The sequence below is a fragment of the Streptosporangium sp. NPDC001559 genome, assembly GCF_042893955.1.
Classification (GTDB): Bacteria; Actinomycetota; Actinomycetes; order Streptosporangiales; family Streptosporangiaceae; genus Streptosporangium.
This window is the reverse complement of sequence record NZ_JBIAVG010000030.1, coordinates 1-25,790: the sequence shown is the minus strand read 5'-3', so window position 1 is coordinate 25,790 and position 25,790 is coordinate 1. Positions and strand designations below refer to the sequence as shown.

At 69.1% G+C, this 25,790-nt stretch carries 24 protein-coding genes and 2 tRNA genes; 18 read left to right on the top strand and 8 right to left on the bottom strand.

Features of this window, described 5'->3' with window-relative positions; translation table 11 throughout:
• The first annotated feature begins 175 nt into the window (after positions 1–175).
• From ACFYY8_RS40770 to ACFYY8_RS40755, 4 genes are all read left to right on the top strand, one after another.
• A complete protein-coding gene (locus ACFYY8_RS40770) occupies positions 176–1,408 on the top strand; it encodes a CynX/NimT family MFS transporter (RefSeq protein ID WP_390050457.1) in 1,233 nt (410 codons plus the stop codon).
• Between the two features lie 107 nt (positions 1,409–1,515).
• Positions 1,516–2,355 carry a metal-dependent hydrolase gene (locus ACFYY8_RS40765; RefSeq protein ID WP_390050456.1) on the top strand — a complete coding sequence of 280 codons (840 nt, stop codon included), beginning with the start codon at positions 1,516–1,518 and terminating at the stop codon, positions 2,353–2,355.
• 143 nt (positions 2,356–2,498) lie between these two features.
• Positions 2,499–3,929 carry an MFS transporter gene (locus ACFYY8_RS40760; protein WP_390050455.1) on the top strand — a complete coding sequence of 477 codons (1,431 nt, stop codon included), beginning with the start codon at positions 2,499–2,501 and terminating at the stop codon, positions 3,927–3,929.
• A 21-nt stretch (positions 3,930–3,950) separates the two neighbouring features.
• Positions 3,951–4,023, top strand: a tRNA-Ala gene (locus tag ACFYY8_RS40755).
• A 364-nt stretch (positions 4,024–4,387) separates the two neighbouring features.
• Here ACFYY8_RS40755 and ACFYY8_RS40750 read toward each other — a convergent pair.
• Positions 4,388–4,930: a hypothetical protein gene (locus ACFYY8_RS40750; protein ID WP_390050454.1), complete on the bottom strand. Its 543-nt coding sequence runs from the start codon at positions 4,928–4,930 to the stop codon at positions 4,388–4,390.
• A gap of 63 nt (positions 4,931–4,993) precedes the next feature.
• On the opposite strand from ACFYY8_RS40750, the gene ACFYY8_RS40745 reads away from it, so the two are divergent.
• From ACFYY8_RS40745 to ACFYY8_RS40725, 5 genes are all read left to right on the top strand, one after another.
• Entirely contained in the window at positions 4,994–5,884 is an 891-nt protein-coding gene (locus tag ACFYY8_RS40745; RefSeq protein WP_390050453.1) for a hypothetical protein, read from the top strand.
• A gap of 66 nt (positions 5,885–5,950) precedes the next feature.
• The gene (locus ACFYY8_RS40740; RefSeq protein ID WP_352016322.1) at positions 5,951–6,220 is read left to right on the top strand and encodes a metal-sensitive transcriptional regulator; all 270 of its coding nucleotides are present in this window, start codon (positions 5,951–5,953) and stop codon (positions 6,218–6,220) included.
• A 126-nt stretch (positions 6,221–6,346) separates the two neighbouring features.
• On the top strand, positions 6,347–7,684 hold the full coding sequence (locus tag ACFYY8_RS40735; RefSeq protein ID WP_390050452.1) for a rhodanese-like domain-containing protein: 1,338 nt from the start codon (positions 6,347–6,349) through the stop codon (positions 7,682–7,684).
• Positions 7,681–8,250 (top strand): rhodanese-like domain-containing protein, encoded by a 570-nt coding sequence (locus tag ACFYY8_RS40730; RefSeq protein ID WP_390050451.1) that lies wholly within the window; start codon positions 7,681–7,683, stop codon positions 8,248–8,250. The genes ACFYY8_RS40735 and ACFYY8_RS40730 overlap by 4 nt, the downstream gene beginning before the upstream one ends.
• Complete coding sequence (locus tag ACFYY8_RS40725) at positions 8,247–9,017, top strand: sulfite exporter TauE/SafE family protein (protein ID WP_390050450.1); 771 nt, start codon at positions 8,247–8,249, stop codon at positions 9,015–9,017. The genes ACFYY8_RS40730 and ACFYY8_RS40725 overlap by 4 nt, the downstream gene beginning before the upstream one ends.
• Before the next feature lie 84 nt (positions 9,018–9,101).
• Here ACFYY8_RS40725 and ACFYY8_RS40720 read toward each other — a convergent pair whose 3' ends face one another.
• The 4 genes from ACFYY8_RS40720 to ACFYY8_RS40705 all read right to left on the bottom strand — a co-directional run bounded on the left by ACFYY8_RS40720 (position 9,102) and on the right by ACFYY8_RS40705 (position 13,895).
• A complete protein-coding gene (locus ACFYY8_RS40720) occupies positions 9,102–9,920 on the bottom strand; it encodes a MerR family transcriptional regulator (RefSeq protein ID WP_390050449.1) in 819 nt (272 codons plus the stop codon).
• 46 nt (positions 9,921–9,966) lie between these two features.
• Positions 9,967–10,566 carry a hypothetical protein gene (locus tag ACFYY8_RS40715; RefSeq protein WP_352016317.1) on the bottom strand — a complete coding sequence of 200 codons (600 nt, stop codon included), beginning with the start codon at positions 10,564–10,566 and terminating at the stop codon, positions 9,967–9,969.
• An 87-nt stretch (positions 10,567–10,653) separates the two neighbouring features.
• On the bottom strand, positions 10,654–12,042 hold the full coding sequence (locus ACFYY8_RS40710; protein ID WP_362918435.1) for a selenium-binding protein SBP56-related protein: 1,389 nt from the start codon (positions 12,040–12,042) through the stop codon (positions 10,654–10,656).
• An 83-nt stretch (positions 12,043–12,125) separates the two neighbouring features.
• Entirely contained in the window at positions 12,126–13,895 is a 1,770-nt protein-coding gene (locus ACFYY8_RS40705) for an asparagine synthase-related protein (RefSeq protein WP_390050448.1), read from the bottom strand.
• 257 nt (positions 13,896–14,152) lie between these two features.
• Here ACFYY8_RS40705 and ACFYY8_RS40700 point away from each other — a divergent pair, with 257 nt between their 5' ends.
• The 7 genes from ACFYY8_RS40700 (at position 14,153) to ACFYY8_RS40670 (ending at position 20,555) form a co-directional block, all read left to right on the top strand.
• On the top strand, positions 14,153–15,625 hold the full coding sequence (locus ACFYY8_RS40700; RefSeq protein ID WP_390050447.1) for a von Willebrand factor type A domain-containing protein: 1,473 nt from the start codon (positions 14,153–14,155) through the stop codon (positions 15,623–15,625).
• Positions 15,626–15,743: 118 nt separating this feature from the next.
• Positions 15,744–15,816, top strand: a tRNA-Ala gene (locus ACFYY8_RS40695).
• 357 nt (positions 15,817–16,173) lie between these two features.
• Complete coding sequence (locus ACFYY8_RS40690) at positions 16,174–16,506, top strand: SCP2 sterol-binding domain-containing protein (protein ID WP_390050446.1); 333 nt, start codon at positions 16,174–16,176, stop codon at positions 16,504–16,506.
• A gap of 4 nt (positions 16,507–16,510) precedes the next feature.
• Positions 16,511–17,716, top strand: a complete 1,206-nt coding sequence (locus ACFYY8_RS40685; RefSeq protein WP_390050445.1) for an acyl-CoA dehydrogenase family protein — start codon at positions 16,511–16,513, stop codon at positions 17,714–17,716.
• A 25-nt stretch (positions 17,717–17,741) separates the two neighbouring features.
• On the top strand, positions 17,742–18,557 hold the full coding sequence (locus ACFYY8_RS40680; RefSeq protein ID WP_390050444.1) for a hypothetical protein: 816 nt from the start codon (positions 17,742–17,744) through the stop codon (positions 18,555–18,557).
• Positions 18,550–19,512 (top strand): HesA/MoeB/ThiF family protein, encoded by a 963-nt coding sequence (locus ACFYY8_RS40675; protein ID WP_390050443.1) that lies wholly within the window; start codon positions 18,550–18,552, stop codon positions 19,510–19,512. Before ACFYY8_RS40680 ends, ACFYY8_RS40675 begins: the two co-directional genes overlap by 8 nt.
• Positions 19,513–19,514: 2 nt before the next feature.
• Positions 19,515–20,555 (top strand): hypothetical protein, encoded by a 1,041-nt coding sequence (locus ACFYY8_RS40670; RefSeq protein WP_390050442.1) that lies wholly within the window; start codon positions 19,515–19,517, stop codon positions 20,553–20,555.
• Positions 20,556–20,769: 214 nt separating this feature from the next.
• On the opposite strand, the gene ACFYY8_RS40665 is transcribed toward ACFYY8_RS40670, so the two are convergent.
• Positions 20,770–21,246: a MarR family winged helix-turn-helix transcriptional regulator gene (locus tag ACFYY8_RS40665; protein WP_390050441.1), complete on the bottom strand. Its 477-nt coding sequence runs from the start codon at positions 21,244–21,246 to the stop codon at positions 20,770–20,772.
• 155 nt (positions 21,247–21,401) lie between these two features.
• Between ACFYY8_RS40665 and ACFYY8_RS40660 the strand changes: the two genes are divergently transcribed.
• Both ACFYY8_RS40660 and ACFYY8_RS40655 read left to right on the top strand, forming a co-directional pair.
• On the top strand, positions 21,402–22,877 hold the full coding sequence (locus ACFYY8_RS40660) for an MFS transporter (protein ID WP_390050440.1): 1,476 nt from the start codon (positions 21,402–21,404) through the stop codon (positions 22,875–22,877).
• Positions 22,878–22,881: 4 nt separating this feature from the next.
• Complete coding sequence (locus ACFYY8_RS40655) at positions 22,882–23,301, top strand: TIGR03667 family PPOX class F420-dependent oxidoreductase (RefSeq protein WP_390050439.1); 420 nt, start codon at positions 22,882–22,884, stop codon at positions 23,299–23,301.
• A gap of 129 nt (positions 23,302–23,430) precedes the next feature.
• Here ACFYY8_RS40655 and ACFYY8_RS40650 read toward each other — a convergent pair whose 3' ends face one another.
• Together ACFYY8_RS40650 and ACFYY8_RS40645 are read right to left on the bottom strand one after the other, a co-directional pair.
• The gene (locus ACFYY8_RS40650; protein WP_390050438.1) at positions 23,431–23,751 is read right to left on the bottom strand and encodes a winged helix-turn-helix transcriptional regulator; all 321 of its coding nucleotides are present in this window, start codon (positions 23,749–23,751) and stop codon (positions 23,431–23,433) included.
• Between the two features lie 1,329 nt (positions 23,752–25,080).
• Positions 25,081–25,563 (bottom strand): hypothetical protein, encoded by a 483-nt coding sequence (locus tag ACFYY8_RS40645; RefSeq protein WP_390050437.1) that lies wholly within the window; start codon positions 25,561–25,563, stop codon positions 25,081–25,083.
• Positions 25,564–25,790: the final 227 nt, after the last annotated feature.

Genomic DNA, 25,790 nt, shown 5'->3' with positions numbered 1-25,790 from the left:
GAAGGAAGCCGGATCACGCCCTGTAAAGGAGGGCGTGATCCGGCTTTCACAGTGTCAGGGCTTTGGGCGGGGCGCGCATTGCCAGGAACAAACCGAGTTTTGGGTCCTGTTACAGTTGGAGTCAGCCAATCATCCTACGATTGGGTGAATCGATTGAAGGAGGACTGAACCCCGCATGAGCGTGCTAACCCATCAGACTCGGGGCCGCACCGGTGGAACGACGGGATCTCTCGCCTGGTTGCTCGTGCTGGGAATCGTCCTCGCCGCACTGAACCTGCGCACCGCGGTCACCAGTGTGGGACCGGTGCTCGACCGCATCTCCTCCGGCCTCGGCATGTCGGGCGTCGGAGTCGGGCTCCTCACCACACTACCCGTTCTCATCTTCGCCTCGGTCGGCGCCGTGACACCGGCCCTGGCCAGGAAGATCGGCGAACACCGGCTGCTGCTGACCGCCCTGGTCGCCCTGGGCTCCGGACTGCTCATCCGCGCGATGGTCGGCTCGGCCGAGGTCTTCCTGTTCAGCAGCGCGCTGGCGCTGTCCGGCGGCGCCGTGGGCAACGTGCTCATCCCCACCCTGATCAAGCGCCACTTCCCCGGCAGGGCCGGGACCATGACCACCGTCTACACCACCGCCCTCGCGGCCGGCACGATGCTCGCGGCCGCCGCGACCGTCCCGATCGAACGGGCCACCGACGGCAACTGGCACGTTGCCCTCGGGGTGTGGGCGGCGCTGGCCGCTGTCGCCGCCATTCCGTGGCTTGCGCTGTCGCGCAGTGAGCCGGAGCGGGACACGGGCAGCAACGATCTCGGTCCCCGGAGCCTGGTCAGGAGCAAGCTCGCCTGGGCCGTCGCCGCCTACTTCGGCACGCAGAGCATGGTCGCCTACATCATGTTCGGCTTCCTGCCGAAGATGCTCATAGACGGTGGCTACACCCCCGGCCAGGCCGGGCTGACGCTGGGCGTCTTCACCGCGATCGGCATCCCGGTCTCCATGGTGGTGCCGTGGATCGCCTCGAAGTTCGCCGACCAGCGGCCCGTCGTGGCGGCCTTCGTGGTCTTCTACACGATCGGCTTCCTCGGCCTGTGGCTGGCTCCCGCCAACCTGGCCTGGCTGTTCGCCGTACTGGTCGGGATCGGGATGGGATCGTTCCCGCTGGCGTTGACCATGCTGGCCCTGCGCACCCGGACCCCCGAGGCGACCGCCGCGCTGTCCGCCTTCGGGCAGAGCGCCGGATACCTCATCGCGGGTGCGGGTCCCCTGGTCGTCGGTGTGATGCACGAGGCCAGCGGAGGCTGGACGCTGTCGTTCCTGCTGCTGTTCGCGGTCGTCGGCCTGCAGCTGGCCACCGGCTGGTACGCCGGCCGGGCGCGCTATCTGGAGGACGAGAAGGCCGTCCCCTCCCTCTGAACCCTCTTCTCTCCGCCGTACGGCCCGTGCCTCCCCAAGGGGCGGCGCGGGCCGTTCTCGTGTGGCTGAGATGATGAGGGAACCAACAGGGGCAGAAGGGGGAAACGGTGATTGAGGGATCAACGTTTGTCGGCTACCCGGCAGGGGAGACCCGGGGCCGCTCCACCGTCGCCGCGCGGGTTCCCGTGGGGGAGGAGTACGGGACGATCGTGGTCCAGACGCCCTTCCATCCGCTCGACCACACCTGGCCCGACCAGCCCGCGGACCGGGGGACCATCGCCGGGATCGCGGTGACCGACTGCGTGACCGGGGCGGTGGCCGACGGCGAGCAGCGCGTCCACCTCGGCGAGGACATCCCGGTACGGCGCGGCGCCTCCGGCTGGAGCTGGCTGGTCGTCCACGTCACGCGGGAGCCGGTACCCGACGGGGAGGTCGAACTCGTCGTCGACGCCGAACACCGTCACGCGCTCTCCACGGGACACACCGCCTGTCATCTCGCCGCGCTCGCGCTCAACACGGCACTGGCCGGCCGGTGGCGTAAGGGGATCCCCGCGGACGGCCTGGGCAACCCCGACTTCGACCAGACGGCCATCGCCTCCTCGCGGATCCTGCCCGGGGGCAGCCTCGACGTCTACCGCCTTGGCAAGTCACTGCGCCGCAAGGGCTTCGTCACGGAAGGACTGGAGGAGAGCCTCCCGGAGATCACCGGAAAGGTCTGCGACACGCTGAAGGAGTGGGTCGCGGCCGACGCCGTGGTCCGGATCGAGAGCCCGGGGCGTGAGCTGACCGCGCGCCGTACCTGGCGGTGCGGCCTGCCCGAGGGGGAGGCGGCCATTCCGTGCGGTGGCACCCACCTGCCGAGCACCTCCCGGCTCGGCACCGTCACCGTGGCCCTCGAACTGTCCCAGGACGGCACCGAACTCACCATGCGCACCACCGTGGGCTGAGACGGCGCTCGCCATGGGGGGCCATGGACATGGCGCCCGAGACGTATCACGCTACCCGTGACGCGACATGACCCAGTAGATGACGTTTTCTGACGAGCATTTACCATCTCATTGCCGCAAGCTGGTGAGAAAAGAGGGGGAGCATGGCAGGAGTGGCCGTCGCCGAGCCCGGTGTCGCGATCCGGAGCAGACAGCTCTGGCTCACCCTGCTCGCCCTCTCCATCGCGGGAATGGTCGTCTCCGTCCAGCAGACCGTGGTCATTCCGCTGCTGCCGAGGATGATGGTCGGCTTCGGCGTCTCGGTCGACGAGGTCGCCTGGGTCTTCACCGCCTCGCTGCTCGTCGGCGCGGTCGCCACGCCACTGCTGTCCCGCCTGGGGGACATGTACGGCAAGAAGCGGATGATCCTGTTCACCGTCGGCCTGCTCGTCCTGGGCTCCGTGATCTGCGCCGTCTCGCTCACGCTACCGGTGCTGATCGTGGGCCGTGCCCTGCAGGGAGCCTCCGCCGCGCTGATCCCCCTGGCCATCGGCATGATCAGAGACAGCTTCCCTGCCCAGAAGGTGATGACCGCGATCGGCGTGGTCAGCGCGACCATGGGCATCGGCGGCAACCTCGGCATGCTCGTCACCGGTGTCATCGCCGACCGGACGCCCAGCCACCACCCGGTCTTCTGGATCACCGCCGGACTCGGCGTGGTCGCGATCGTCCTCATCGCCCTGAGCGCCCACGACAGCGGGGTCCGCGCCGGGGGCCGCCTTGACCTCGTCGGCGCGCTGCTGCTGTCGATCTGGCTGGTCTGCCTGCTGCTCGCGGTGTCCAAGGGAAACGACTGGGGATGGGGATCCCCCCAGGTGGTCGCCCTGTTCGCGGCCGCCGCGGTCGTCTGCGCGGTGTGGGTGTTCAGCCAGCTCAGGCTCAGGGCGCCGATGGTCCGTCTCGACCTGCTCGTCGGCCGCCGGTCGCTGCCGGCCAACCTGGCCGCGCTGCTGCTCGGCTTCGCGATGTTCGGCTCCTTCACGCTGGTCTCCAGCTTCGTCCAGACCCCCTCCTCGGCCGGGTACGGCTTCGGCGGATCGGTCCTCGACGTCGGCCTCTACGCCCTGCCGAGCACCGTCACCATGCTGGTGTCGTCCTTCATGGCGGGACGGATCTCCGGACGCCTCGGCCCGGCCCGTTCCCTGGCCGTCGGCGCGGCCATCACGGCGGCGGCCTTCGGCTGGTTCGCGATCTTCAACGCCTCGGTCTCCGACCTGGTCGTCGCCAACACGCTGCAGGGACTCGGGTTCGGAGTCGCCTACGCGGCCCTCGGGGCGCTGGCCGTACAGCATGTGCCGATGGACCAGAGCGGCATCGCCAGCGGGGTCAACTCCCTGGTCCGCTCCATCGGGGGCAGCGCCTCGGGGGCGGTGACGGCCGCGCTGCTGACCTCGATCACCGTGGCGGGCACGACCGTCCCCGCCCGCGGTGCCTACGTGCTGTCCTTCACGATCGTCGCGGTGAGCGCCGTCGCCTCCGTCCTGGTCGCCCTCGTCGCCGCCGCGATGGCACGAGGGGTCCCGGAAGTCGGCTAAGATTTCTTCTGCACCACACAAGGGGCTATGGCGCAGCTGGTAGCGCGCCTCCATGGCATGGAGGAGGTCTGGGGTTCGAATCCCCATAGCTCCACAGCGAAGTGGTCGACGAAGATCCCGCCCGATCGGGCGGGATCTTCGTTTTTCCGGACGGGGAGGCCGTTGGAGGGCGTTTCGCGGTCCGGTGGGTGGTGACGGTCCGCCTCCGATCATGGCCGCGGGAGTCGCCCGGCTCTTCCGCGGACGGCCACGCCGAGAATCCGGTCACCGGAGTACAGGCCGACCTGACGTGAGTCGTGACTCTCGCCAGCGTCGCCGAACACGATCAGCGAGTTCTGCGGGACGGTCTCCCGGCCGTCCGACGCGGCACGTGCCGAAACCGGGATCCGGTAGGTCCTGGTCAGGCCGTGTTCAGTCTCGGCCCAGGGCGGTTCGAAGGGACTGACAGGGACTCGGGGTCACCCGCTGATCGGTTCGTAGGCGTCTCCCCACTCGTTGAGCAGGACGAAGCCGGGCGATGTCACCGTCTCCATGAGGAGGGCCAGCGCGTCCGTCGTCGACGGGAGGCGCAGCCCGAGCAGGCCGGTCAGCGAGGTACGGCACGCGTCGAGGTCGATGTCGTGGTCGGCGTACTCCTCCTCCAGCTCCGGAACCACCGACGACATCGCTTCGAGCCCGCCGGAGACGCGCCAGACACAGTCCCTCCAGTACGGGACCCGCACGATCAGCTGGATCGCGGAGGTCAGGTCGCCGCCGATCAGCCCGGCCTGCCCCTCGGAGTCGGCGTACAACACGGGCCGCCGCCCGGCCGCGTCCCCGCAGAGGAAGTACGTCCCGCCCGCGCCGTCACCGGCGACCGCATCAAGGGCCTCTCCGGACTCCAGCGTCACCTTCTCGACGTGGTCGGTGCGGGAGACGTCGAAGTCGAACGGCCAGGTCAGCAGTTCGGCGGCGGCCGGAGTGCGGTGGATGAGGCCGAGCAGGGGGTCGGGGTGCGTCATGGGGAGCACCGTAACAGTCGTTCGCTGGGCGAACCGGTCATTCCGGTCGCGCGTCTACTGATCATGAGATTGCTCCCGATCGCGCTGCTCGTCGTGCTGGTGACGGCCTGCGGTCCCGGACGCGCGCCGGTCACCGCCGACGAGTTCGCCGCCCGCGCCCGCGAGGTCGTCGACCACTGGCGGGGCTCGGCGGAGCGGGAGGCCTGGGTCTCGGGGTTCGTCCCACTGCGGAACCTGACCCTGGAGCCGGACTGGAGGCACACGCCTCGCTGGGTCGGACGGAGCGTGATCAACAGCGCCTGGAGGCTGGAGACCGAACTCCCGCTCGGGACGCCCGCCCCGGCGAGGTTGCGCTGGGCCGACGGAGGCTCGCTGGACGTGCCGGTCCTGACGGCGGAGGCCGCCTACGCGGGACTGAGCAGGCCCAAGTCCTTCGCCGACGAGAAGTGCCCCGCCGAGGGCTGCCGTCCGTTGAGCGTGGTCGCGGTGGCGCGGGGCGAGGCCGCGGTGCCCAGCGGCAGGGGAGAGGTACGGGTTCCGACGTGGGACTTCACCGTGCGGGGCGTGCCGAAGCCGTTCCGGCGGGTGGCGGTCGACCCGGCCGCGATGGGCGGGCCGCCCCAGCCGCTGGACGACGGGATCCAGGAGGTGGCCACCTACGAGCCGAACACGCCGACCGAGCTCCGGCTGAGCTACCTGTACGGCGACTGCGACACGACGTACGGCTCGCGTGTCCACGAGACACCCGAGGCGGTGGTCGTGGACGTCGACGTCCGGGGCGACGACGACGTGAAGGTCTGCTCCGCGGTCGGCAGGACCGGCCGGATCGGCGTCACGCTGCGCGAGCCCCTGGGGCGCCGGGTGGTGCTGGACTCCGGCAGCGGGGTGCCCCTGCTGCCGGAGAGCGATGTCCGCCTGGCCGAGTTCCGGAACTACGATCCACGCCGTTCCTAGCGGGCGTTTCGGCCGCTGACATGCGCTGATTTGCCGAAACGGACACTCGTTCATACCCTGGGGGGTATGGAGCTGACAGAATCGATGGTGGGCGACGCCGTGACGCGGCTGCGCCGTGCCCATGGGCAACTCGCGGGTGTGATCTCGATGATCGAGGCCGGGGAGGACTGCGTGAAGGTCCTGACCCAGCTCGCGGCCGTGTCCAAGGCGCTCGACCGGGCGGGGTTCAAGATCGTGGCCAGCGGCCTGAAATGCTGCCAGGACGCCCAGGCTCGCGGCGAGGAGGCTCCGATGAGGGTCGAGGAGTTGGAGAAGCTCTTCCTGGCCCTGGCCTGAACCGAAGGGCGGCGAGCGGCGGGGGTCCCCGCTCGCCGTGTGTCCCGCATATACCCCCGGGGGTACTCTTCCCCCGCTCATGTCTCATCGATACCCCCCGGGGTATTCACCAATGGAAGGACCACGATGGAGGTCATCTCGTTCCGCACGCCGGGTCTCGGCGACCAGAGCCACCTGCTCGTCCACGAGGGGCGCGGTGTCCTGGTCGATCCACAACGCGACATTGGCCGCTTCCTGGACGCGGCCGCCGAACGCGACGTCGAGCTGCGCTTCGTGCTGGAGACCCACCTGCACAACGACTACGTCTCGGGAGGCGGACAGGCGGCGCTGCGCACCGGCGCCGAGTTGGTGCTCCCGGCCGCCGCGGCGGCGGCGTATCCGCACACCCCGGCCTTCCATCTGGAGGACATCACCGGTGGGGGCGGCCTGACCATCCGCCCGATGCACACGCCCGGCCACACGCCGGAGCACACCGGCTACCTGGTGCTGATCGACGGCGAACCCGTCGCGGTCTTCTCCGGCGGCAGCCTGCTGGTCTCCTCCGCGGGGCGGCCGGACCTGCTCGGACCCGAGCGTGCCCGCACCCTGGCCAGGCTGCAGTACGGCTCGCTGCACCGGCTGGCCGCGCTGCCCGGCGAGGTGGGCCTGTTCCCGACGCACGGCGAGGGATCCTTCTGCAGCGTGTCCGGCGTCGGCCGTCACACCTCCACGATCGCCGACGAGCAACGGGACAACCCGCTGCTCGCGCTGCCCGACGCCGAGACCTTCGCCGACGAACTGCTGGCCGCGCCGATGCCCATCCCGGCCTTCTACGCCCACATGGGACCGGCCAACCTTCTCGGGGCGCCCGCCATGCCGGCCCTGCGCCCGCCGGAGACCTCGGTCGAGGAGATCCCCGAAGACGCGCATGTCGTGGACGTCCGCCCGCGTGCCGTACAGGCGGCGGGGTTCCTGCCGGGATCGATCGGCATCGCGCCCGGCGACGACTTCGGCAGCTGGGCGGGCTGGCTGGTGCCGTACGGAGAACCGATCGTGCTGGTGGCGGAACCCGGTCAGGACGTCACCGAGGCCCTCACCCAGCTGGCCAGGATCGGCGTCGACGACGTGCGCGGCGTCGTCCGCGACCTCGGCGGGCACGCGAGCGCGGGCTTCGAGCTGCTCGGCCTGACCGACTTCCTCGAAAGGATGCCCGGAGCCCGGGTGCTGGACGTGCGCATGCCCGGTGAGCGGCGGGCCGACCCGCTGCCCGGCGCCGTCGAGCGATTCCTGCCGGACCTGCTCACCCAGGGCGTCCCCGAACAGCTGAGGGGCGAGCGGCAGGTGCTGGTCGTCTGCGGCTCGGGCCGCCGGGCCTCGATCGCCGCCACCGTCCTCACCCGCCACGGCCTGCACCCGGTCGTGCTCGGCGACGCGGGCGCCTCGCAGGTGGCCGCGGCCCTGGCCGGGAAGGGGGACGCACGGTGAACACCGTCGACGTGGCCACCGTCCGGGCGCTGACCGCGGCCCGGGAGACTGACGGCGCCGTGCTGCTGCTGGACGTGCGAACCCCCGCCGAGTTCGAGAGCGCGCACATCGACGGGTCCGTCAACGTGCCCCTCGACCGGCTGGAGGCGTATCTGCCGCAACTGGCCGGCGCGATGAACGGCCGGAGTGTGCTCGTCTGCCAGTCCGGCGGACGCGCCAGGACGGCCCAGGACAAGCTCGCCGCCGCCGGGCTGCACGGGACGGTCGTCATGACCGGCGGGCTGAACGCCTGGATCACCTCGGGGGCGCCCGTCAACCGGGGACGGAGCCGCTGGAGCCTGGAGAGACAGGTCCGCCTGGTCGCGGGGCTGCTGGTCCTCGGCTCCGTCACGCTGAGCCTCTGGTGGGCGCCGGCCCTGTTCGTCACGGCGTTCGTCGGCGCCGGGCTCGGTTACGCGGGAGCCAGTGACAACTGCATGATGGGCATGCTGCTGGCCCGTCTGCCGTACAACAGGGCCGGTGCCGGCGATCCCGCCGTCGCGCTCGAGCGGGCCTGCCGGCGATGACTCTCACCGTGGCCCTGGTGCTGACCGGCGCGGTGGTCGTGGGCGTCAGCCTGGGGCTGCTCGGCGCGGGCGGCTCGGTGCTGGCCGTGCCGGTGCTGGTCTACGGCGCGGGCCAGCCGGTGGCGGTGGCCGTCCCGACCTCGCTGGCGGTTGTGGCGGTCTCCAGCGTGGGGGCGCTCGTCCCACGCCTGCGCCGGGGACAGGTCCGCTGGAGTGTCGCGGCGGTGTTCGCCGCCGGAGGCGTGCCTGCCGCCCTCATCGGGGCGGTGCTCGGCCGTGGGCTGCCCGGCGAACTGCTGCTGCCCGCGTTCGCGGTCATCATGGTCGTGGTCGCCGTGCGGATGCTGCGTGAAGCGGAGTCGACCGGCGGGGCCTGCCGCACCACGGCGGGGCGGGTCAACCGCCGCCGGTGCCTGCCGAGGGCGCTGGCCGCGGGAGCCGGTGTCGGGGCGCTGACCGGGGTGTTCGGCGTCGGAGGGGGGTTCGCCGTCGTCCCCGCCCTGACCCTGCTGCTCGGCCTGACCGCGACCGACGCGGTGGGGACCTCGCTGGTCGTCGTCGCGGTCAACTCGGTGGCGGGGTTCGCCGGGCACGCGGGCGCGCGGCTGGACTACGGCCTGGTGCTGCTCTTCGCCGGTGGGGCGGTGCTCACCTCGCTGGTCGCCGGGCGCCTGGCCACGCGACTGCCCGCCGACCGGATCCGGCGCTGGTTCGCCTGGACCGTCCTGGCGCTGGCGCCGCTGGTCGCCGCGGGCGCGTGGATCTAGGACCGGGATCGGCGTCACCGTGGAGAAGGGGATCCGTCCAGATGAGCGACGGATCCCCTTCTTCTTGGACGAACCGGGCCAGGACTACCCGGCCGTCACGGCGAGCTGGATCTCGGTCACCCATTCCTCGTGGTCGGCCGGGCACTCAAGGCTGATCTCCCTGGCCAGGCCCAGACTGCGGTAGCCGTGCTCCTCGACCCAGTGGGCCAGGATCTGGTAGGTCGAGTCGACGTGGTCCATCGACCCCCGGTGGACGATGGTCGCGGCCGTCCCGATCTCGGGCAGGTCCACAATCTCGAAGTCGTGCCCGGGGGACGGCTGGGCCGTCACCTCGACTCCGGCGTGCACGACCACCGAGCCGTCCTGGGTGGGTTCGTAGTGGGCGATGCCGTACCCGGACGGTGCGACCCCCGCCCTTTCGAGGCGCTGGAACAACTCCTCGTACAGGGGCTTGATGACGGGGCCGATCTCCTCACTGTCGTAGCTCGCCGCGACGGCGCTGACCTCCGCCAGCCGCACCGGCGGGACACGCTTGACGACGACCTCTTCGACGGCCATGTGGCCCTCCCTCTCCATCGTCCGGAGCCTCGCCTCGATCCGCAGCAGCCGCGCGGTGTCCGCGGCGATCCGCTCCTCAAGCTCCGCGCGGCGCAGCCGTACCATGCCGTGGAGTTCGGCCACGGTCACCTTCTCGTCGAGGATCGAGCTCACCTGCTGCAGGGTGAGGCCCAGATCCTTCAACGCGATGACGCGGTTGAGGCGCGAGAGCTGCCCCGCGTGGTAGAAGCGGTAGCCGCTGGCCGGATCGACGTGGGCGGGCCGCAGCAGCCCGAGCGCGTCGTAGTGGCGCAGCATGCGTACCGAAACGCGGCCGAGCTGGGCGAAGTCTCCGATGCTGAACATGATGGTTCCAGGTGTACGGGCTCACACGGTGTCAGGGTCAAACGTGTCAGGTGAGGGCGGCGAAGGCCCCGGCGCCGACGAGGGCCACGGCCCAGGCGAGGTCGAGGTTGAACCACGCCTTGCGCAGCACCGCCACCCCCAGTTTCTCGTAGACCAGCAGGGCGACGGCCGTGACCGTCGTCAGCATCGCCAGGGTGTGGACCGCCGTGGCCAGCAGGCTCTGCGAGGCCAGTACGGCGGCGCCGTGGCCACCGCGCAGGGTGACCGGGAGCACCATCAGGCCCGCCCCGTGCGCGGTGGCCATCAGGAACGACCATCCGGCGAGCTGCCACCGGTTCACCCGCATGCCGACCCAGCGGGGGTGGCGCCGCCGTACGATCCGCCAGATTCCGAACCCGCACACCACGGCCGCGACGCCGTAGGAGACGGCCCTGGGAGGCACGGCCAGCCGCGCGAGGGACACCAGCGCGAGCGTGACCAGCACCGAGCCCGCGTGGCCGAGCACGATGGGCGGCAGAGCGCGCAGCACCGCGGAGCGCGAGCGTTCCTGCAGGCCGAGGGCGACGGCGAACAGCCAGCCCATGGCCGGGTTCAGGCCGTGGAAGGCGCCGAGACCGGCCAGGACCAGCACGGACGTCAGGTCCATCTCGCGCGCTCCGTCCTGTTCTTCGGGGCGGGGCCCGCAAGAGCGTTCATGGAGGAGGCCGACTCCTTTCTGCGGTCGTCGCGGGGATCAGGAGGGGAAGCAGTAGGAGTCGGAGGAGGAGTCGCCTCCCTGCAGCCTGATCTGGTGGGCCCGGCGGCCGTCGGCGGCGAAGTCGACGAAGAAGCCCTCGTCGAGGGAGAGCGAGCCGTCGTCGCCGATGTCCACCTTGGCGATCCAGCTGGAGATGCCGTCGGGGTAGAAGACGTCGTCCCAGGAGCGGTAGAGCGAGTTGGAGAAGTAGACCCGCCGCCCGTCCCTGCTGGCCTCGACCATCTGCGGGCCGCCGTTCAGCGCCCGTCCCTGGCGCGCCGGGTGCGGGGTCCTGCCGACGATGCCGCCGAGGCGCACAGAACCGGTCTCGCGGGGGGAGAACGGGTCGGAGACGTCGTAGGCCTTCAGCTCGCCCGTGCCCCAGCAGGAGACCAGCAGGATGCGGTCGTCGAGGGTCAGCGAGATGTCGGTCACCAGCGGCGGAACCGCTCCGAACTGCTTGAGCGGCTCGGGCAGCAACTCGGGGTCGGCGGGCTCGGCGGGGATGGTGATGACCTTCTCCGCCTTCCAGACCCCGTTGTCCTGGTACCACGTGAAGATGCCGGCCGACAGGTCCTCGACGCTGATGACCGTGTTGACGAACCCGTGGGTCTTGGACGGGTCGTGCGCGGGACGCAGTTCGAGGGCCATCTGGTGCTGGTCCCCGAGGTCGATCTCCTGCAGGTGCCTGCGCTTGGTCAGGTCCCAGACGTGCAGCTTGTGGCCGTACTTCCTGCCGACCAGCAGGTCGAGCGAGGGGCCCGCCTCGATCTGGTTGGGGGTGCCCCACTCGCTGGTGATCATCGTGTCGTGGCCGAGGTGCCACCAGAAGTCGTAGTGCAGCTCCTGCGGGCCCCGGTCGACCTCCCAGCGGCCCTTGGGCTCGAAGGTGTCGTGGTCGAGGGTGAAGACGCCGCCGGGCGCGTCGCCGTCCACGTTGCCGAGCGCGCTGACGTAGATCGCGTCGGTGCCGCAGTGGACGGTGTGCGGGCGGCTGTAGCCGGTCTTCTCGAAGACGGTCTCCGGCTCGATCGTCTTGACGAGCCTGGGCCGCCGGGGGTCGTCCTTGACGTCGAACACGTAGATCCTGCTGGAGCGCAGCCCCGGCAGGACCAGGTAGCGCCGTTCGACGTGCGGGTGCGGGGCGTACGGGCACAGGGCGGCGCTGCAGACGTTCCACCCGAAGTGGTGGAGCTCGTCGCCCGCGTGGGGCATGTCGCCGACGCTGACGATCGACCCGTCCGACAGGTCGATCGTGGCGAGCCCGTCGGGACGGCCCTGCCCTTCGGCGTCCAGCAGGGCGACGTAGGCGAGCTCCTCCCGCGGCGCCTGCATGGCGTCACGGGCCGACGGATAGAAGGTGGGATCGGGCTGAATGAGTGCCACGGGAACTCCTAGGCAGAGATTAATATCCCACTAATGTTGTAGGAAAACTCTCCGCTGTCTAGGGGTGATTTTACGTAGCCGGGTCAGGAGGGGACCTGGACGTGGATCTCGTGGAGTCCCTCGGGGGCCTTGCCCGGATACGCGCCCGACAGCATCGTGGCCACCGTGTAGAGATGCCAGACCTGGGCGGGCTTGGTGACCACGGGCGCGGCGAACAGCTTGCGGACCTCGTCGGGGGAGACGATCGGGACCAGCAGGTCGAGGTGCTCCAGGACGTGGTCGCGCAGCACGCCGCTCAGCGCCTCACCCGGGCTGGTGCGCCAGCTCCAGCCGCCCCCGGTCTTCGGTGCCGTCAGGAATCCCGGCTTACGCTGCCAGGGGTAGTAGCGCCTGCCGGCGGTGAAGCGCCACGGCTTGCCCTCGATGGGGATGTGGCGAAGTTTCGGGGCGAAGGTCGTGATGAGCTCGTGGACGACCTCCTCCGACAGCCGCCACGCCTGGTCGAGCCCGAGGGCCGCGCGCACCACCCGGTTGTCGAGGAAGGGCCAGACCGGGTCGCCCCGGCGCTGTGACCCGGCCCTTGAACCGGCCTGCCAGCGGCCGATCCGGTAGAAGACGTACATCTGGTCGAGGGCCTCGACCCCCTCGCGCTCCTGCCAGGGGCGGGCCAGCTCGCGGGCGTGGTCGTTGGCCTCGGCGCTGAACAGGGCCTTGTCCCGCATGAAGGTGGTGTCGATCCGGCGCCGCAGCGCCTTGGGGCTCAGGTCGTTCTGGAGCAGCAGGAAGCTGCCCGCGCGCAACACCTCCCCGCTCTGCCCCGACATGGTCGGTCTGGCGTTGTACGGCAGGTAGCCGACGATCGACTCGTAGGCCGAGGTCATCCCCTCGCAGGTCCGCAGTGTCTCGTAGGTCCTGGCGAGCGGATGCTCGACCAGGACGGCGTCCCTGCGTTCGGTGCGCGCCGGGGGGATGACCGTGTGCTCGACGCCGAGCGCCCCGGCGATCCGTCCGGCGAGGATCACGTCGGGGTGGCTGTCGAGGCCGTTCGTGGTCGCGCGCAGCGGAATCCCCGCCGCGTGCAGCACCGCGGCGGCCAGCCTGCTGTCCCGGCCGCCGGTGAGGGCGAGGTTGACCGGCTCGCCCGCCGCGCGCAGCGGCTCGACCGAGGTCAGCAGGGCGTCGGCCAGCCCTCCGATGAGGGCCCTGCGCCGCCTGGCCGAGGACGGCGCGGCGACGGCGACCGGCAGCGGAGCCTCGGTGACCGTACGGCTGCCGCCCCTGACGGTGACGGTCGAGGAGGGCGGCAGCGCGCTGACCCCCCGGTAGGGCGTCTCGTCGGACAGGAAGTAGCCCTGCCGGATCATCGACTGCAGGGCGAGCACGTCCCACTCGATCCGCTCGCCGAAGGCGGCCAGGCTGACCAGCAGAGCCCTGCTGCCGATCACGTGCGCGTCCGGGGCCTCGGCGTAGTAGACCGGGCAGACCCGGTGGATCGCGGTCGCGGCGGCCAGTTCGGTACCGGTCGCGCGGAAGACGGAGAAGCAGCCGCCGACCGCCTCGGCGCTCAGTTCGGGGGCGCCCGCGAGCCGGTCGACGTCGCCGGGCACGGCCAGGTTGCCGTTGACCCCGGTCACCCGGTCGTGGCCGGTGGCCAGCAGCGGGGGCGTCCGGGAGTCGTCGGGCTCGTTGGTCCAGGCGAACAGGCTGACGCCGGGCCTGTGCCACTCGCGGGATCTGATGACCTCGGCCGGGACGGGGAAGGCGGTCTCGATCGAGGCGCGCACGGTGTGCAGCATCGCCTCGGGGATTCCGGCTTCGGGACGCTTGGCCGCCAGTCCGAGATACACGCGCATGATCCCGAATCCTATGTCCCCTTTTTTCCACATGAAGCTGGATTAATGAGGAAAACATGTGGTCACTTGAGGCGTCCGAGCAGGGATGGGCCGATCACGCGCCGGGCACGGTTTGCGCTCGCTTGGGTCAAGCACCAGGCCCAGGTCGTGAGGGGGTCGTCGTACGGGATGGCGCGCGAATCCCGCGAGTCTCCGTGAAGCCATGTAAATCCAGATAAATCACGGCGAATCCCTTGTGAATCCCTGTGGAGGCGAACATGAAACCACGCACGCTCGCCATCGTCCTGGCCGTGCTGGCCCTGTGGGTCACGGCCGCCTGCGGGAGCTCGGCGGACAGGTCGGCCAGCACCCAGCCCAGGGGCGACGCGAACGCCCAGGCACCCCAGGAACGTGAGAACGACACCGGCACGTCCAAGGACATGAACGACACCACCGTCGACCAGATCTCCACCTTCGCCCTCGACGTGGACACCGCCTCCTACGACTACGCCAGACGCGCCATCGGGGAGGGCAGACTCCCGGAGCGGGACAGGGTGAGACCGGAGGAGTTCGTCAACTCCTTCCGCCAGGACTACCGGGAACCCGAGGACGACGGTTTCTCCGTACAGCTGGACGGCGCACGGATGCCCGGCAACGGCACGGCGCTGCTCAGGGTCGGTCTGCGCACCCGTCAGGCGCAGTCACAGGAGCGACGCCCGGCGAACCTGACCTTCGTGGTCGACGTCTCCGGCTCGATGGGCGAACCCGGCAGACTCGACCTGGTCCGTGAGGCGCTGCACCGGCTCATCGGCCAGCTCGGGCCCGGGGACAAGGTCTCCATCGTCGCCTTCAGCGACCAGGCCCAGGTCGTGCTGTCCATGACCCCCGCGACCGAACGGCGGGAGCTGGACGCGGCCGTCGAGCGGCTGGCCGTACAGGCCTCGACGAACCTGGAGGCGGGGCTGACCACCGGGTATCAGGAGGCGGCGAAGGCCTTCAGGCCGGTGGCGACCAACCGGCTCATCCTGCTCTCCGACGGCCTGGCCAACAACGGCGACACCAGCTGGCAGGGCATCCTGGACCGGGTCGAGGAGTACGCGGGCAAGCAGATCACCCTGCTGTGCGTGGGCGTCGGCCGTGACTACGGGGACCAGCTGATGGAGCAGCTCGCCGACAACGGGGACGGCGCCGCCGTCTACGTCAGCTCGGTCGACGACGCGCGCAAGGTGTTCGTCGAGCAACTCGCCACCACCCTCGACCTGCGGGCTCGCGACGCCAAGGCGCAGGTCGTGTTCAACCCCGCCACGGTCGAGTCCTACAACCTGATCGGCTACGAGAACAGGCGGATCGCGGCCGAGGACTTCCGCGACGACAGCAAGGACGGCGGCGAGGTCGGCCCCGGCCACACGGTGACGGCCCTGTACGAGGTACGGCTGCGCCAGGGCGCCTCCGGCCAGCTCGCCACCGCGACCGTGCGCTGGCAGGACCCCGACACCCGCGCCCCGGGCGAGACCAGCGGCTCCATCGGGCGGGCCGACCTGGTCTCCTCTCCGTGGGAGAGGTCGTCGCCGCGGTTCCAGGTGGACGTGGTCGCCGCGGCCTTCGCCGAGTATCTCCGCACAGGAAGGCCTGTCGCCGGGGTCGGGACGGAGGAGCTGGCCGGACACGCCGGTCGTCTGGCGACCTCGACGGAGGACCCCGCGGTGTCCGAGCTGGCGACCCTGATCACCCGCGCCCTGTCGCTCGGCTGACCGGACGGCCGCCGGGGCGCGCCTGTCCCGGCGGCCTCGACGGTCACCTCGCCGGTTACGGAGTAGGGTGCGATGTCCTATACACTGGCGTGGTGCCGCCGAGCGGTACAAAACGCAAGGGGCTATGGCGCAGCTGGTAGCGCGCCTCCATGGCATGGAGGAGGTCTGGGGTTCGAATCCCCATAGCTCCACAGCGACAGCGTGTTGACGAGATCCCGTCCGATCGGTCCGATCGGGCGGGATCTCGTCGTTTTCCGGCCCGGATGGCCTGCCCACGCCTCCACGCCACCACCCCGCGGACCCCGTTTCGGTGAAGGGGTTGTTTCCAGAATCCCCCGCGCGGAGCGAAAGCCGTCCCGGCTCCCGGTGTTTCCCAGGAGGGGTGGTGTCGCGTCACACCCCTTGTGTGAGCCGGTACGGATACCGGTTTGAATGTGATTATTTCTGACATGTATTACTGATGATGGATCTGAGAAGCGCGCGGGCGGACCAATGATTCACCACCTCGCTTGTCCGCGGGGTGTTCACCGACCCTAGAAGGAGCCTCTGTGCAGGTCGAGCAGATTCGCCGGACCATCGGGCGAGTATCCGAGGAATCGGCCGCGGCCGACGCTTACATCGCCGTTGGCGTCGTCACACGATTTGTCATCGACAACTCCCTGGAAGTCGTGCTCGGTCGGGACGGGACCGTACAGACGACGGAAAAAAGTACCCCGGACCTCACGATTCGCCTTTCGAGCCGGGACGTGACGGCACTCGTCGAAGGAGACCTGTCCGTCACCCGGATGATCACTTCGGGACGTGTGACGGCAAAGGGACCGATTTTTCAGACGATCGCCGTTCTCCGTTCGCTCGGCAGCCTGAAGCCCGAAGGGAAGTGAAGTGATGAACGCCGTTTCTCGCCCCGACCTGTACGCCATCGAGGGACTCGACTCCACGCACCACAAAGCGGTGGTCGCGCTCGGTGAGTTCGCACGCGACCGGGTGGCGCCGACCGCGCGCCGCCGCGACAGCGCGGCCATCGGCACGGTGGACTGGGACCTCGTCGAGGAGGCCCGGCAGCTTGGCGGCCTGCGCATGGGAATCCCGGAGGACCTCGGCGGTCTCGGTCTCGGAAACCTCGCCCTCGGCTACGTCATGGAGGAACTCGCCGCCGCGGACCCGGGCTTCGCCCTCATCCTCGGCGCGACCGGTCTTTTCCACCTTCCCCTGCTCCTGAGCGGAGACAGGCGGCTCACCGAGAGCTATCTGGCACCCTTCACCGGCGACACCGTCATCCTCGGCTGCAACGCCGTCGCGGAAGAGCTCAACGGAATGGACGTGGTACGGCGCGAGCACGCCGAGTACGCCGTCGACATCACCACGGCCAGGCAGGACGGTGACCACTACGTCATCCGGGGCCGGAAGAAGTTCATCACCAACGCCCCGGTCGCCCGGTTCGCGACCGTGATGGCGAACATCGAGGGCAACCCGGGTTCGACCGGGCTGACGTGCTTCGTCATCGACCTGGAGTGGGACGGCGTCGTCCGCGGCGAGACGCACGACAAGGTCGGCTACCGTGCCGCCCCCGCGGGAGAACTCATCTTCAACGACGTTCGCGTCCCCGCGGAGAACGTCATAGGAGACCCCCTCGGCGGATGGGACCTGAACGTGACCCAGGGGAACCTCTGCCGGATCACCTGCGCCGCGATCTCGACGGGAATCGCACGGCACTCCCTTGAGCACGGGCTCCAGTGGTCCACCGAACGCCGTCAGACCGGAAAGGTCCTCTACGAGCACCAGATGTCGGCCAGGAAGCTGGCCGACATGGCGGCCAGGGTCGCCTCGTCCCGGGCGTTGTGGATCGAGGCGGCGAAGAAGGCCGACGTCACCCTCCCGGTCCCCGAGTTGGAGCCCGCGCTGGCCAAGCTCGTCGCCGACGAGGCCGCCGTCTTCAACTCCAACATGGCGATGTCGCTGCTCGGCGCCCGTTCGTTCCAGCGGACGAACGACATGGAGCGCATTCTCCGCGACTCGTTCGGCCCGCGCATCTACGAGGGGTCGCCCGAGGCGCTCGCGCTGACGATCACGGACCTGATCACCCGGCAGTGACATGACTCGACACGCGCTGGACGATATGGCGGAGGCGTCGTCACGGTTCTCGTTCGCCAGGCTGGACACGAACCTGATCGCGCCACCCGTGTACATGTCAGCTGGAATCGACGGCAGCCTCACCATCGTGGCGCGAGGCGACCACATTCCACTCCGGTACCGGCGGGCCATGCACGCTTTCAGGTTCGCCCAGTACTGGAAGCTCGGATTTCTCGACAGGAACCTGGTCGGCATCGACGAATACGCGGCTGAGGTCGCGGGCGCCCCGCCAGGCCGGGAATATCACACGATGGTCCTGGACCGGGCCTCCGGATACGCCGCCGCCTATGTCTACATGACGCTTCCCGACCCGGCCGCCTCCGGTGTTCCCTTCACATTGGAGAAGGAGTACGACGTCACCGTGGGTGAAACGGTGGCCAAGGGGATGGGCCGGGACCGGACATGGGAGGCGAAACGGCTGGTGCGCCGTATCGGAATTCCATGGTCGGACCTGGCGAGAAACGCCCCCTGGTGGGCCCTCCTCGGACTCTCCTTCCTCACCGTGCGCCTTTGGGAGAACGGAGAACTCGAGAGCTTCGTGGCCGACGGTGCCAGGGAGGGGAGCCCGCAGATGTTTGAACACCTCGGATTCGCCGTGGATTGTTCCGAAGAACGGCCGAGATCGGAGAACGCGAGCGGTCCGTACGGGCCGATGTGGAGACAGGAGAGAATTCCCGTCGCTTATTCCTGCATGACTTACCGTGATCACGAGAGTCATCTGCGCAGAGTCGAGACGCTCCTGAAGGGCAATCGGGGAATGTCGGTGCGGAAACAACTGAGCGCATGGAGGCAGGATGATTGACATCGAATCGGTTGACGAGGCGAGGAACCTGAAGGCGGACGACTACTACCGGCACCTGATCCGCCGTAACCAGGGCCTGGTCAGCTCGGAGGCGCAGGATCGCATCGGGGCGGCCCTGGTTCTCGTGGCCGGTTGCGGCTCCGTGGGGGGAGCGGCGATCCAGCCTCTGGCCCGGATCGGTTTCAGGGACTTCCGGCTCGCGGACTCGGGAAACTACGAGCTGAACAACCTCAACCGCCAGGCCGCCTTCATAGACGACCTCGGCAGGAACAAGGCCGAGGCCGGGGCGGACGCGATCCGCCGCATCAATCCGCACAGCGGCGTGGCGGTGTACAGCGAGGGCGTCACGGTGGAGAACGCCCGTGACCTCGTCCGGGGGGTGGACGTCATCGTCGACGGCGTCGACGTGACGACGAGGTCGGGGCTGACCGCGAAGATGGCGCTGCACGAGGCCGCCCTGGAGGCGAGGAAGCCGCTCATCACCGGCTGGGACCTCGCCGGCGTGATGTGCGCCCAGTATTTCGATTACCGCCATGTCCGCCGGATCTTCGACGGCGCCATAGAGACCGCGGAACTGCCCACCCTCGCCATCTGGGAGGCCGTTTTCCGGATCGCGCCGATGCGGCACATGCCCGGTCTGATGCTGCTCGAACTGGCGGCCAACATCACCGATCCCGACTACAGCGTGCCCCAACTGCCCGAGGCCGCCTGGCAGTTCGGTTCGCTCGCCTGTCACATGGCCGTCCGCGCCGTCAGCGGGAGGAAGGTCCCGCGCAACGTCCCGGTGGACGTGCACCGGCTGACCAGCACGCTGCCGGAACGACTGTGGCAGAGCGCGGTGCTACCGCTCGGCTACCTGCGGCTTCTTCGGACGCTGGGCCTGCCGCGCATCCTCGACTCCCTCATCCCCGCTCATTCGGTGCTGCGAATAACCACCCCAGGAAGGGCCGCCTGACAATGGCAGAGCGAACCGCCTCCGCCGGCGGCGTACGGGAGATCTCCTACGCCGAGTTCGAGGACACCGTCACGATCACGGCGGACGAGGCGGCGACACTCCGTGAGACGTGCCTGGCCGCGGCCGGCCGGTTCTCACACGACGATCTGCACGACGATGAGTTCATCCACACGGCAGAGGGCCTGGCACGGCACTTCCCGGACCGGCTGCGCCGGAAGATCTGGGCCTTCCGTGACCTCGGTTCGGTCGACGGGGTGCTGGCCGTCGAAGGCCTGCCCGTCGAGGCCGACGAGCCCACGCCGAAGGGGCCGGCCGACGAGCCCGGCTGGAGGGACATCCCCGTGGCGACACTTGTCCAATTGTCGATCATGACGATGCTCGGGGCGCCGATCAGCTACGCGGAGGAGAAGTCGGGCAAGCTCATTCAGGACGTCTATCCGAGGGCCGGTTACGAGGAAAGGCAGGAGAACGCCGGATCGGTCCTGCTCGAACTGCACACCGAGGACGGTTTCCTGAGAACCCCTCCGGACTATCTGTCGCTGCTGTGCATACGGGCCGACCACGACAGCCGGGCTGCGACGGTCGCGTGCGGCGTCCGCAGAGTCCTGAACGAGCTCTCGGCGGAGGACCTTGAGATCCTCCGCCAGCCTCGCTTCAAGATCTTCTTCAGCAGCTCGTTCACGGGCGGCGGACAGGAACGCTGGACCGGGCCCATCCCGGTGCTCACCGGGCCGGAGGACGACCCCGACCTGTGCGTCGACCTGCACGGCATGGCCGCGGTGGACGACAGGGCCGGGCTCACGCTGGATCGGCTCAGGTCGTGCCTTGAGGGCAACCTCATCGGCGCGGTGCTCCGGCGCGGCTCGCTCCTGATCATCGACAACAACGCCGCCGTCCACGGCAGGACCGGGTTCGTCCCCCGGTACGACGGAACCGACCGCTGGCTGCGCCGCTGTTTCGTCACCAAGGACCTGCGCCGCGTCAGGACCGACATCATCCGCGGCCGTGTGCTGAGGAGCCGCGGGCGTTCGCCGGCGGGGTGACGACGGCGGAACCGTATTCGCCCGGCCGTGCCGGAAGCCGCCGGCCTCGCGAGTCTCGCGACCAGGCGCTCCGGCACGGCCGGAACGGTCCCCCCGAGACGGCCGTTCCGTGAGACGGCCGGGGCGGCCTCTTGGAGGGCGGGGCCACGGGGACGGGCGCCCGCGGGCTCCCACCGGGCCCGCGCTGCGCCAGGCGCCGGTGGGGGGCGCCGGTCTAGGCTTCCCCCGCCTGCCCCTGTTCGGTCTGGACGGTGGCAGGGGAGGAGAGGGTCTGCCACAGCGCGGAGAGCCGCTCGGCCGTCAGATGCCGCGCCGGGGCGTCCTCCTCGCTCAGGATGCCGAGGAGCGTGCTCGCCGAGGCCTGCAGGGCGCGCCTGCCCTTGCGGGTGATGGCCAGCTGGTAGGCCCGCCCGTCGGAGGCGGTGCGGTAACGGTCCACCATCCCACGCTCCTCAAGCTGGCCGATGAGCCGGGAGACACGCGGCTGGGACCTGTCGATGTGCTTGCAGATCTCCGTCAACGGCGTCTTGCCCCGGCGGGAGGCCAGGAGATACAGCACTTCATAACCGCTTATGCACAGGGAGTGACGCAGGCTCAGCTCCGACTCGATGCGCGCGTTCAGTTGCTCGATCGGCCTGATGGTCGTCTTCCACTGACTGAGCGCCTCGAACGCCCGATCCTGCTCGTCCATGACGGTCTCCTTACTACGCGCGTACCGCCTGCGCCCAAGTCAATGGTATCTCCGAACCCACTTGGCAAACGTCGCTCCGCAAGTAATATGCTTCGGCATAGAGTTACATTACAAGGCATGCAACTGACCGGCAGACCCGATGGACGGGGAGTCCGATGACGGTAGAACCTCAGGAGAACGCACCGGCCGAGCTGGACGCCGCGGCTCCCGCGGAGGACCGGCCATGGAGCACGCTGGCGGTCGTCGGCATCGCCCAGATGCTCGTCATGCTCGACTCCACCGTGGTGAACGTGGCGTTGCCGTCGATCGGTGACTCCATCCACGCGAGCGCGCAGGCGTTGCAGTGGGCGATCAGCGGATACGTCATCACCTACGGATCGCTTCTGCTCTTCGGCGGGCGCCTCGCCGACGTCCGGGGACGGCGCACCATGTTCCTGCTCGGCCTGGCGATCTTCGCCCTCGCCTCTCTCGGGGCGGGACTGGCCGCGAACGGCGCGATGCTCGTCGCCTCGCGGGTGATCCAGGGAACGGGCACGGCGGTGTTGTCCGCGGCCGCGCTGTCGATCATCATCGCGACGTACCGGTCCAGCCGTCAGATGAACATCGCCCTGACGGTGTGGAGCGGGCTCGGCGTCGTCGGCGCCACCATCGGCGTCATCGCGGGCGGGGCCATCGTGGAGTACGCGTCGTGGCGGTGGGTGTTCCTCATCAACCTGCCGATCGGGGTGGTGCTCTCCCTGGCCGCGCTGCGGTCCGTCGCCCCGATGAGGAGAGAGCTCGACGCCCCCCGCTCGCCGCTGCGCCTTCCCACCGCCATCGCGGTGACCATGTCGCTGTGCCTCGTCTCCTATGCCTTCATCGACATGCAGGACGGGGTCGGCCGCCTGGGGCCGTGGGCCTTCCTTGTGCTCGGCGTCGTCATCCTCGCCGCCGTCGTCCGCTACGAACGTCACACGGACGACCCGCTCCTGCCGCTTTTCCTCCTGCGAATCAGGACGTACGCACTTGCATGCGCGGGCATGGTGATGGCCGCGACGCTGTTGCTGGGATCTCTCTATCTGGGAAGCAACTATTTCCAGCGGGCCGCCGGCCTGACCCCGCTGGAGACCGGGCTCGCCCTGCTGCCCCTTTGCCTCGGCTCGCTCGTCGCCGCTTTCGGCATCCCGAAACTCGCCCAGAAAATCGGGATGCCGAAGATCTACCTGTCCGGTGTGCTGGTGCAGCTGATCAGCATCGTCGTACTCGCGGTCGTCACGTGGGGCACCAGCCAGACGGTCCCCACCGTCGTGGTGATCGCCATGCTGGGGATCTACGGACTCGGCCTGCCGACCATGTTCGTCCCCCTCTACACCTTCGGGGCGGCCGAGATCCCCGAACGGCACAGCGGAACCGGGTCGGGACTGCTCAACACGTTCAACGAGAGCGGTGCGGGACTGGGCCTGGCGATCGTCGCCCCCATCGCGGCCTACATCGCCACCCGGCAGCGGTCCACGGGAACCGCCCAGAGCGTCGCGGAGGCCCACGGTATCGCGGCGGCCTGGATCGCCCTCTGCGTGTGCTCACTCGTCGCGGCCCTCATCGCCATCATGATCGTCCGCGCGTTCCGCGCCACTCACACAGCAGGGCGGTGACCCCATGACGGACTTCCAGCAGCGTGTCGAGCAGCGGCTGAGGACTGAGACCTTCGCCTGGCTGACCACGGTCGGCCGGGACGGAACCCCCCAGCCGAACCTCGTGTGGTTCGTCTGGGAACCGGCGGACGACGACCAGGGAACGATCCTGATCTACAACCGGGCCGACGCGGCGCGGCTCGGCCACATCCGGCGTAACCCGCGTGTGTCGCTGAACTTCAACTCCGCCTCCGACGGCGGGGACATCGTCGTTGTCACCGGAGAGGCGGAGATCCTCACCGATCACCCGGCCGCCGCCGACTTCCCGCCCTACGCCGAGAAATACCGCGACGGCATCACGCGGATCAGCGGTGACCCCGAGAGGTTCAGCGCGGAGTACCCGGTTCCGCTACGCGTCCGCGTCACCAGGGTGCGCGGGTTCTGAGCCGGTCGCCCGGTCTGCGGGTCGTGCCCTCACCGGGGACCGTGGTGGATGTTCCGGCCGTCGCCCGCGCACCGCAGGCCGGGCGACGGCCGGAACATCCGAAATGTCGTCCGCGAGCCTCGGGAGAGGTCACTCGCGCGTGTCGCTCACCCATTTCCACAGTGGATACAGGAGGTTCGCGAGGCTCCGGCCTGACTCCGTCAGGCCATAGCGCACACCGGGCGGACGTGTGTGGAGGATCTCGCGGTTTATCAACCCCTCCTCCTCGAGCGTTTTCAGGGTCATGGTCAGCGTCTTGGTGTTGGGACACCGTATCTCGCGTTGCATCTCAGCGAACCGTAAATTTCCTGGAAACAGCGTGATCAGTACACCGACCGCCCACTTCTTCGCGAGGATCGTGAACAGCCTGTGCACATACTCCCACTCTTCGGTGGTGACTTCCGGTACCATAGACACACTTCCCCCATAAATGCGCGAACTCTTGCTTCCTGCTTCAAGTGGTGTTCGACGGGGCGGGGAGCTGGGCTTACTGTTCAACAGGCCCGGAAGAAATACACGAGGACGCCGGGTCCGTGGAGTACCTGTCGAGCCAGGCGTTGATGACCGAGCGAATCAACGTCATTGCTTTAAGTGGCATTCTTCAGGGCGGCAGACAGAAGTAGCGCATCAAAATTACTAACGTATGGTTACTGAAAATGTCAAGCCTTGCGCCGGCCGTCTGATGGGGTCATGCTCGGCCGTGGCGCGTGATGCGCCGAAATCCTTATCCGTGCCCCTGCGGTGTCTCGTGGAAGTGCCCCGGTCTCCCTGTGGATCGGTTTTGGGGGCCACGGAAAACGCGTTTTCCGCGGTGACCGGATTGGCATAGCGGAGGGCCCTTAACGTCGGTCAAACGGCTATAATGCCGATTTGCCGTATATGAAACTCAATGTCGGGTGTATGGTGCCCGGCATCGGTGTGTCGACCGGATATTCCCTGCTACGGCCCCATCGGGCGTACCTGGAGGGAAGCTCACGTTATCCTCGCCCGTGGGTGACGGTTACGCCTTCCGGAACTCGGGGGACTTTCTCCGGAGAAGGAACACGATCGGTGAGGAACCGGTGCTTTCCGGACGGCTTTCCGCGGATGTGCCGACCGGGACCGACGTAAAAGAGACCGGTCTCTTTCAATGACCGGGCGTACCTCGGGCACACGATCTCCACCGCGTGCGCGGAACGACTTCGCGGAGAACGATCCCCTGGAATTCCCGCCGCCTCCGACGGTCCGTGACCGGTACCGGAACACGCTGGAAAACCCGCCCGGAGGCCGGGCGCACACGCCTCCGTGGAACCGCCACACGCTTCCCCCGCTCGATGCGGAAACGGAACGTCCGGCCGTTCCCGCGCGGGCCGGAATCTCGTACGGCAGAGGAGACGGGATAGGACCCCTCCCGTGAGACGCCTGTTTCTGAATATCGTCGCCGGCGACTTCGCCGAAATCCTCCGTGGTTCTCCACCCGAAGCCGGATCGCCGCGCGTCCTGCTCCCTCCGCGGGGCCGGGCCGGTCGCCGTCAATGTTTTCCCGGCGCACGGCGGGCCGGCGAAAAAGGACGGTGCCCGGCAGGCCGTGACGCATCCCCATGGTTACCCGGATATTCCAACGGACCTGGTCCGCGGCAATCGGGAACGAGAAGTGAATGACGTTCACGACGGCCGAGCCCGCTGTCCCGGGCCCCGGCTCGCTGTGGGCCGTGCGGGCGGCACCCAGGCATGGCTGCCGCCGACGGACCACGGGGGTGGTCAGCCGTTCGGGAAGAGTGTGTGAAGGAGCGTGTGGCCCGGCATGGCCCGGGCCGGGAGCACGCCCACGGCGAACATCTCCGGGGTGTCGAACACGGGTTCCCCGCCGGGGCGGCGCGCGTAGGGAACCCGGCCGTAGTCCACGCCGTCGTCCTCGTGGAAGCTCATCCAGGTGATCGTCTCCTGTTCGCCCTCGCGGAGCGGGTGGTTGGACACGGCCCGGCTGTAGACGGTGCCGGGGGTGGTGACCCAGACCAGGGGGACGGCGAGGACCCATCGTGTCGCGCGGATCTCCCGCGCCCTGGCGGCCGCCCGCGTCTCGAACGAGACGGCCGACCGTGGGTCGCGGAGATAGTCGTAGTCGCTGAGCACGAGCCGCCGCTCGCCTTCGAGGGCCGCGACCGCCGGGCAGTGGCGGGCGGCGATGCTCCGTTGGAGACGCTCGACCACCTCGAAGAGCAGCGCGGCCGTCTCGTCGTTCATCGTGTCCTCCGGAACTCACGGTACGGACCGGTACGCCGGGCCCGCGCCGGAGAGGAGGCGCGGGCCGCGTGCGCGAGTCGTCAGATCTCCTCGACGCTGCTCGGCTCGCGCCGGGACAGGTCGATGCCGAGTTCTTCGGCGGCGCGGAAGACGTCCTCGTCGGTGTCGCGCATCTCGATGGACATGCCGTCGCTGGAGAGCACCTCGACGTTCAGGCACAGCGACTG

Coding starts and splice junctions, on each gene's coding strand:
- ACFYY8_RS40770 (WP_390050457.1), top strand. CDS start 176: ATGAGCGTGCTAACCCATCAGACTCGGGGCCGCACCGGTGGAACGACG.
- ACFYY8_RS40760 (WP_390050455.1), top strand. CDS start 2,499: ATGGCAGGAGTGGCCGTCGCCGAGCCCGGTGTCGCGATCCGGAGCAGA.
- ACFYY8_RS40750 (WP_390050454.1), bottom strand. CDS start 4,930: ATGACGCACCCCGACCCCCTGCTCGGCCTCATCCACCGCACTCCGGCC.
- ACFYY8_RS40745 (WP_390050453.1), top strand. CDS start 4,994: ATGAGATTGCTCCCGATCGCGCTGCTCGTCGTGCTGGTGACGGCCTGC.
- ACFYY8_RS40740 (WP_352016322.1), top strand. CDS start 5,951: ATGGAGCTGACAGAATCGATGGTGGGCGACGCCGTGACGCGGCTGCGC.
- ACFYY8_RS40735 (WP_390050452.1), top strand. CDS start 6,347: ATGGAGGTCATCTCGTTCCGCACGCCGGGTCTCGGCGACCAGAGCCAC.
- ACFYY8_RS40725 (WP_390050450.1), top strand. CDS start 8,247: ATGACTCTCACCGTGGCCCTGGTGCTGACCGGCGCGGTGGTCGTGGGC.
- ACFYY8_RS40720 (WP_390050449.1), bottom strand. CDS start 9,920: ATGTTCAGCATCGGAGACTTCGCCCAGCTCGGCCGCGTTTCGGTACGC.
- ACFYY8_RS40715 (WP_352016317.1), bottom strand. CDS start 10,566: ATGGACCTGACGTCCGTGCTGGTCCTGGCCGGTCTCGGCGCCTTCCAC.
- ACFYY8_RS40705 (WP_390050448.1), bottom strand. CDS start 13,895: ATGCGCGTGTATCTCGGACTGGCGGCCAAGCGTCCCGAAGCCGGAATC.
- ACFYY8_RS40700 (WP_390050447.1), top strand. CDS start 14,153: ATGAAACCACGCACGCTCGCCATCGTCCTGGCCGTGCTGGCCCTGTGG.
- ACFYY8_RS40685 (WP_390050445.1), top strand. CDS start 16,511: ATGAACGCCGTTTCTCGCCCCGACCTGTACGCCATCGAGGGACTCGAC.
- ACFYY8_RS40680 (WP_390050444.1), top strand. CDS start 17,742: ATGGCGGAGGCGTCGTCACGGTTCTCGTTCGCCAGGCTGGACACGAAC.
- ACFYY8_RS40675 (WP_390050443.1), top strand. CDS start 18,550: ATGATTGACATCGAATCGGTTGACGAGGCGAGGAACCTGAAGGCGGAC.
- ACFYY8_RS40670 (WP_390050442.1), top strand. CDS start 19,515: ATGGCAGAGCGAACCGCCTCCGCCGGCGGCGTACGGGAGATCTCCTAC.
- ACFYY8_RS40665 (WP_390050441.1), bottom strand. CDS start 21,246: ATGGACGAGCAGGATCGGGCGTTCGAGGCGCTCAGTCAGTGGAAGACG.
- ACFYY8_RS40660 (WP_390050440.1), top strand. CDS start 21,402: ATGACGGTAGAACCTCAGGAGAACGCACCGGCCGAGCTGGACGCCGCG.
- ACFYY8_RS40655 (WP_390050439.1), top strand. CDS start 22,882: ATGACGGACTTCCAGCAGCGTGTCGAGCAGCGGCTGAGGACTGAGACC.
- ACFYY8_RS40650 (WP_390050438.1), bottom strand. CDS start 23,751: ATGGTACCGGAAGTCACCACCGAAGAGTGGGAGTATGTGCACAGGCTG.
- ACFYY8_RS40645 (WP_390050437.1), bottom strand. CDS start 25,563: ATGAACGACGAGACGGCCGCGCTGCTCTTCGAGGTGGTCGAGCGTCTC.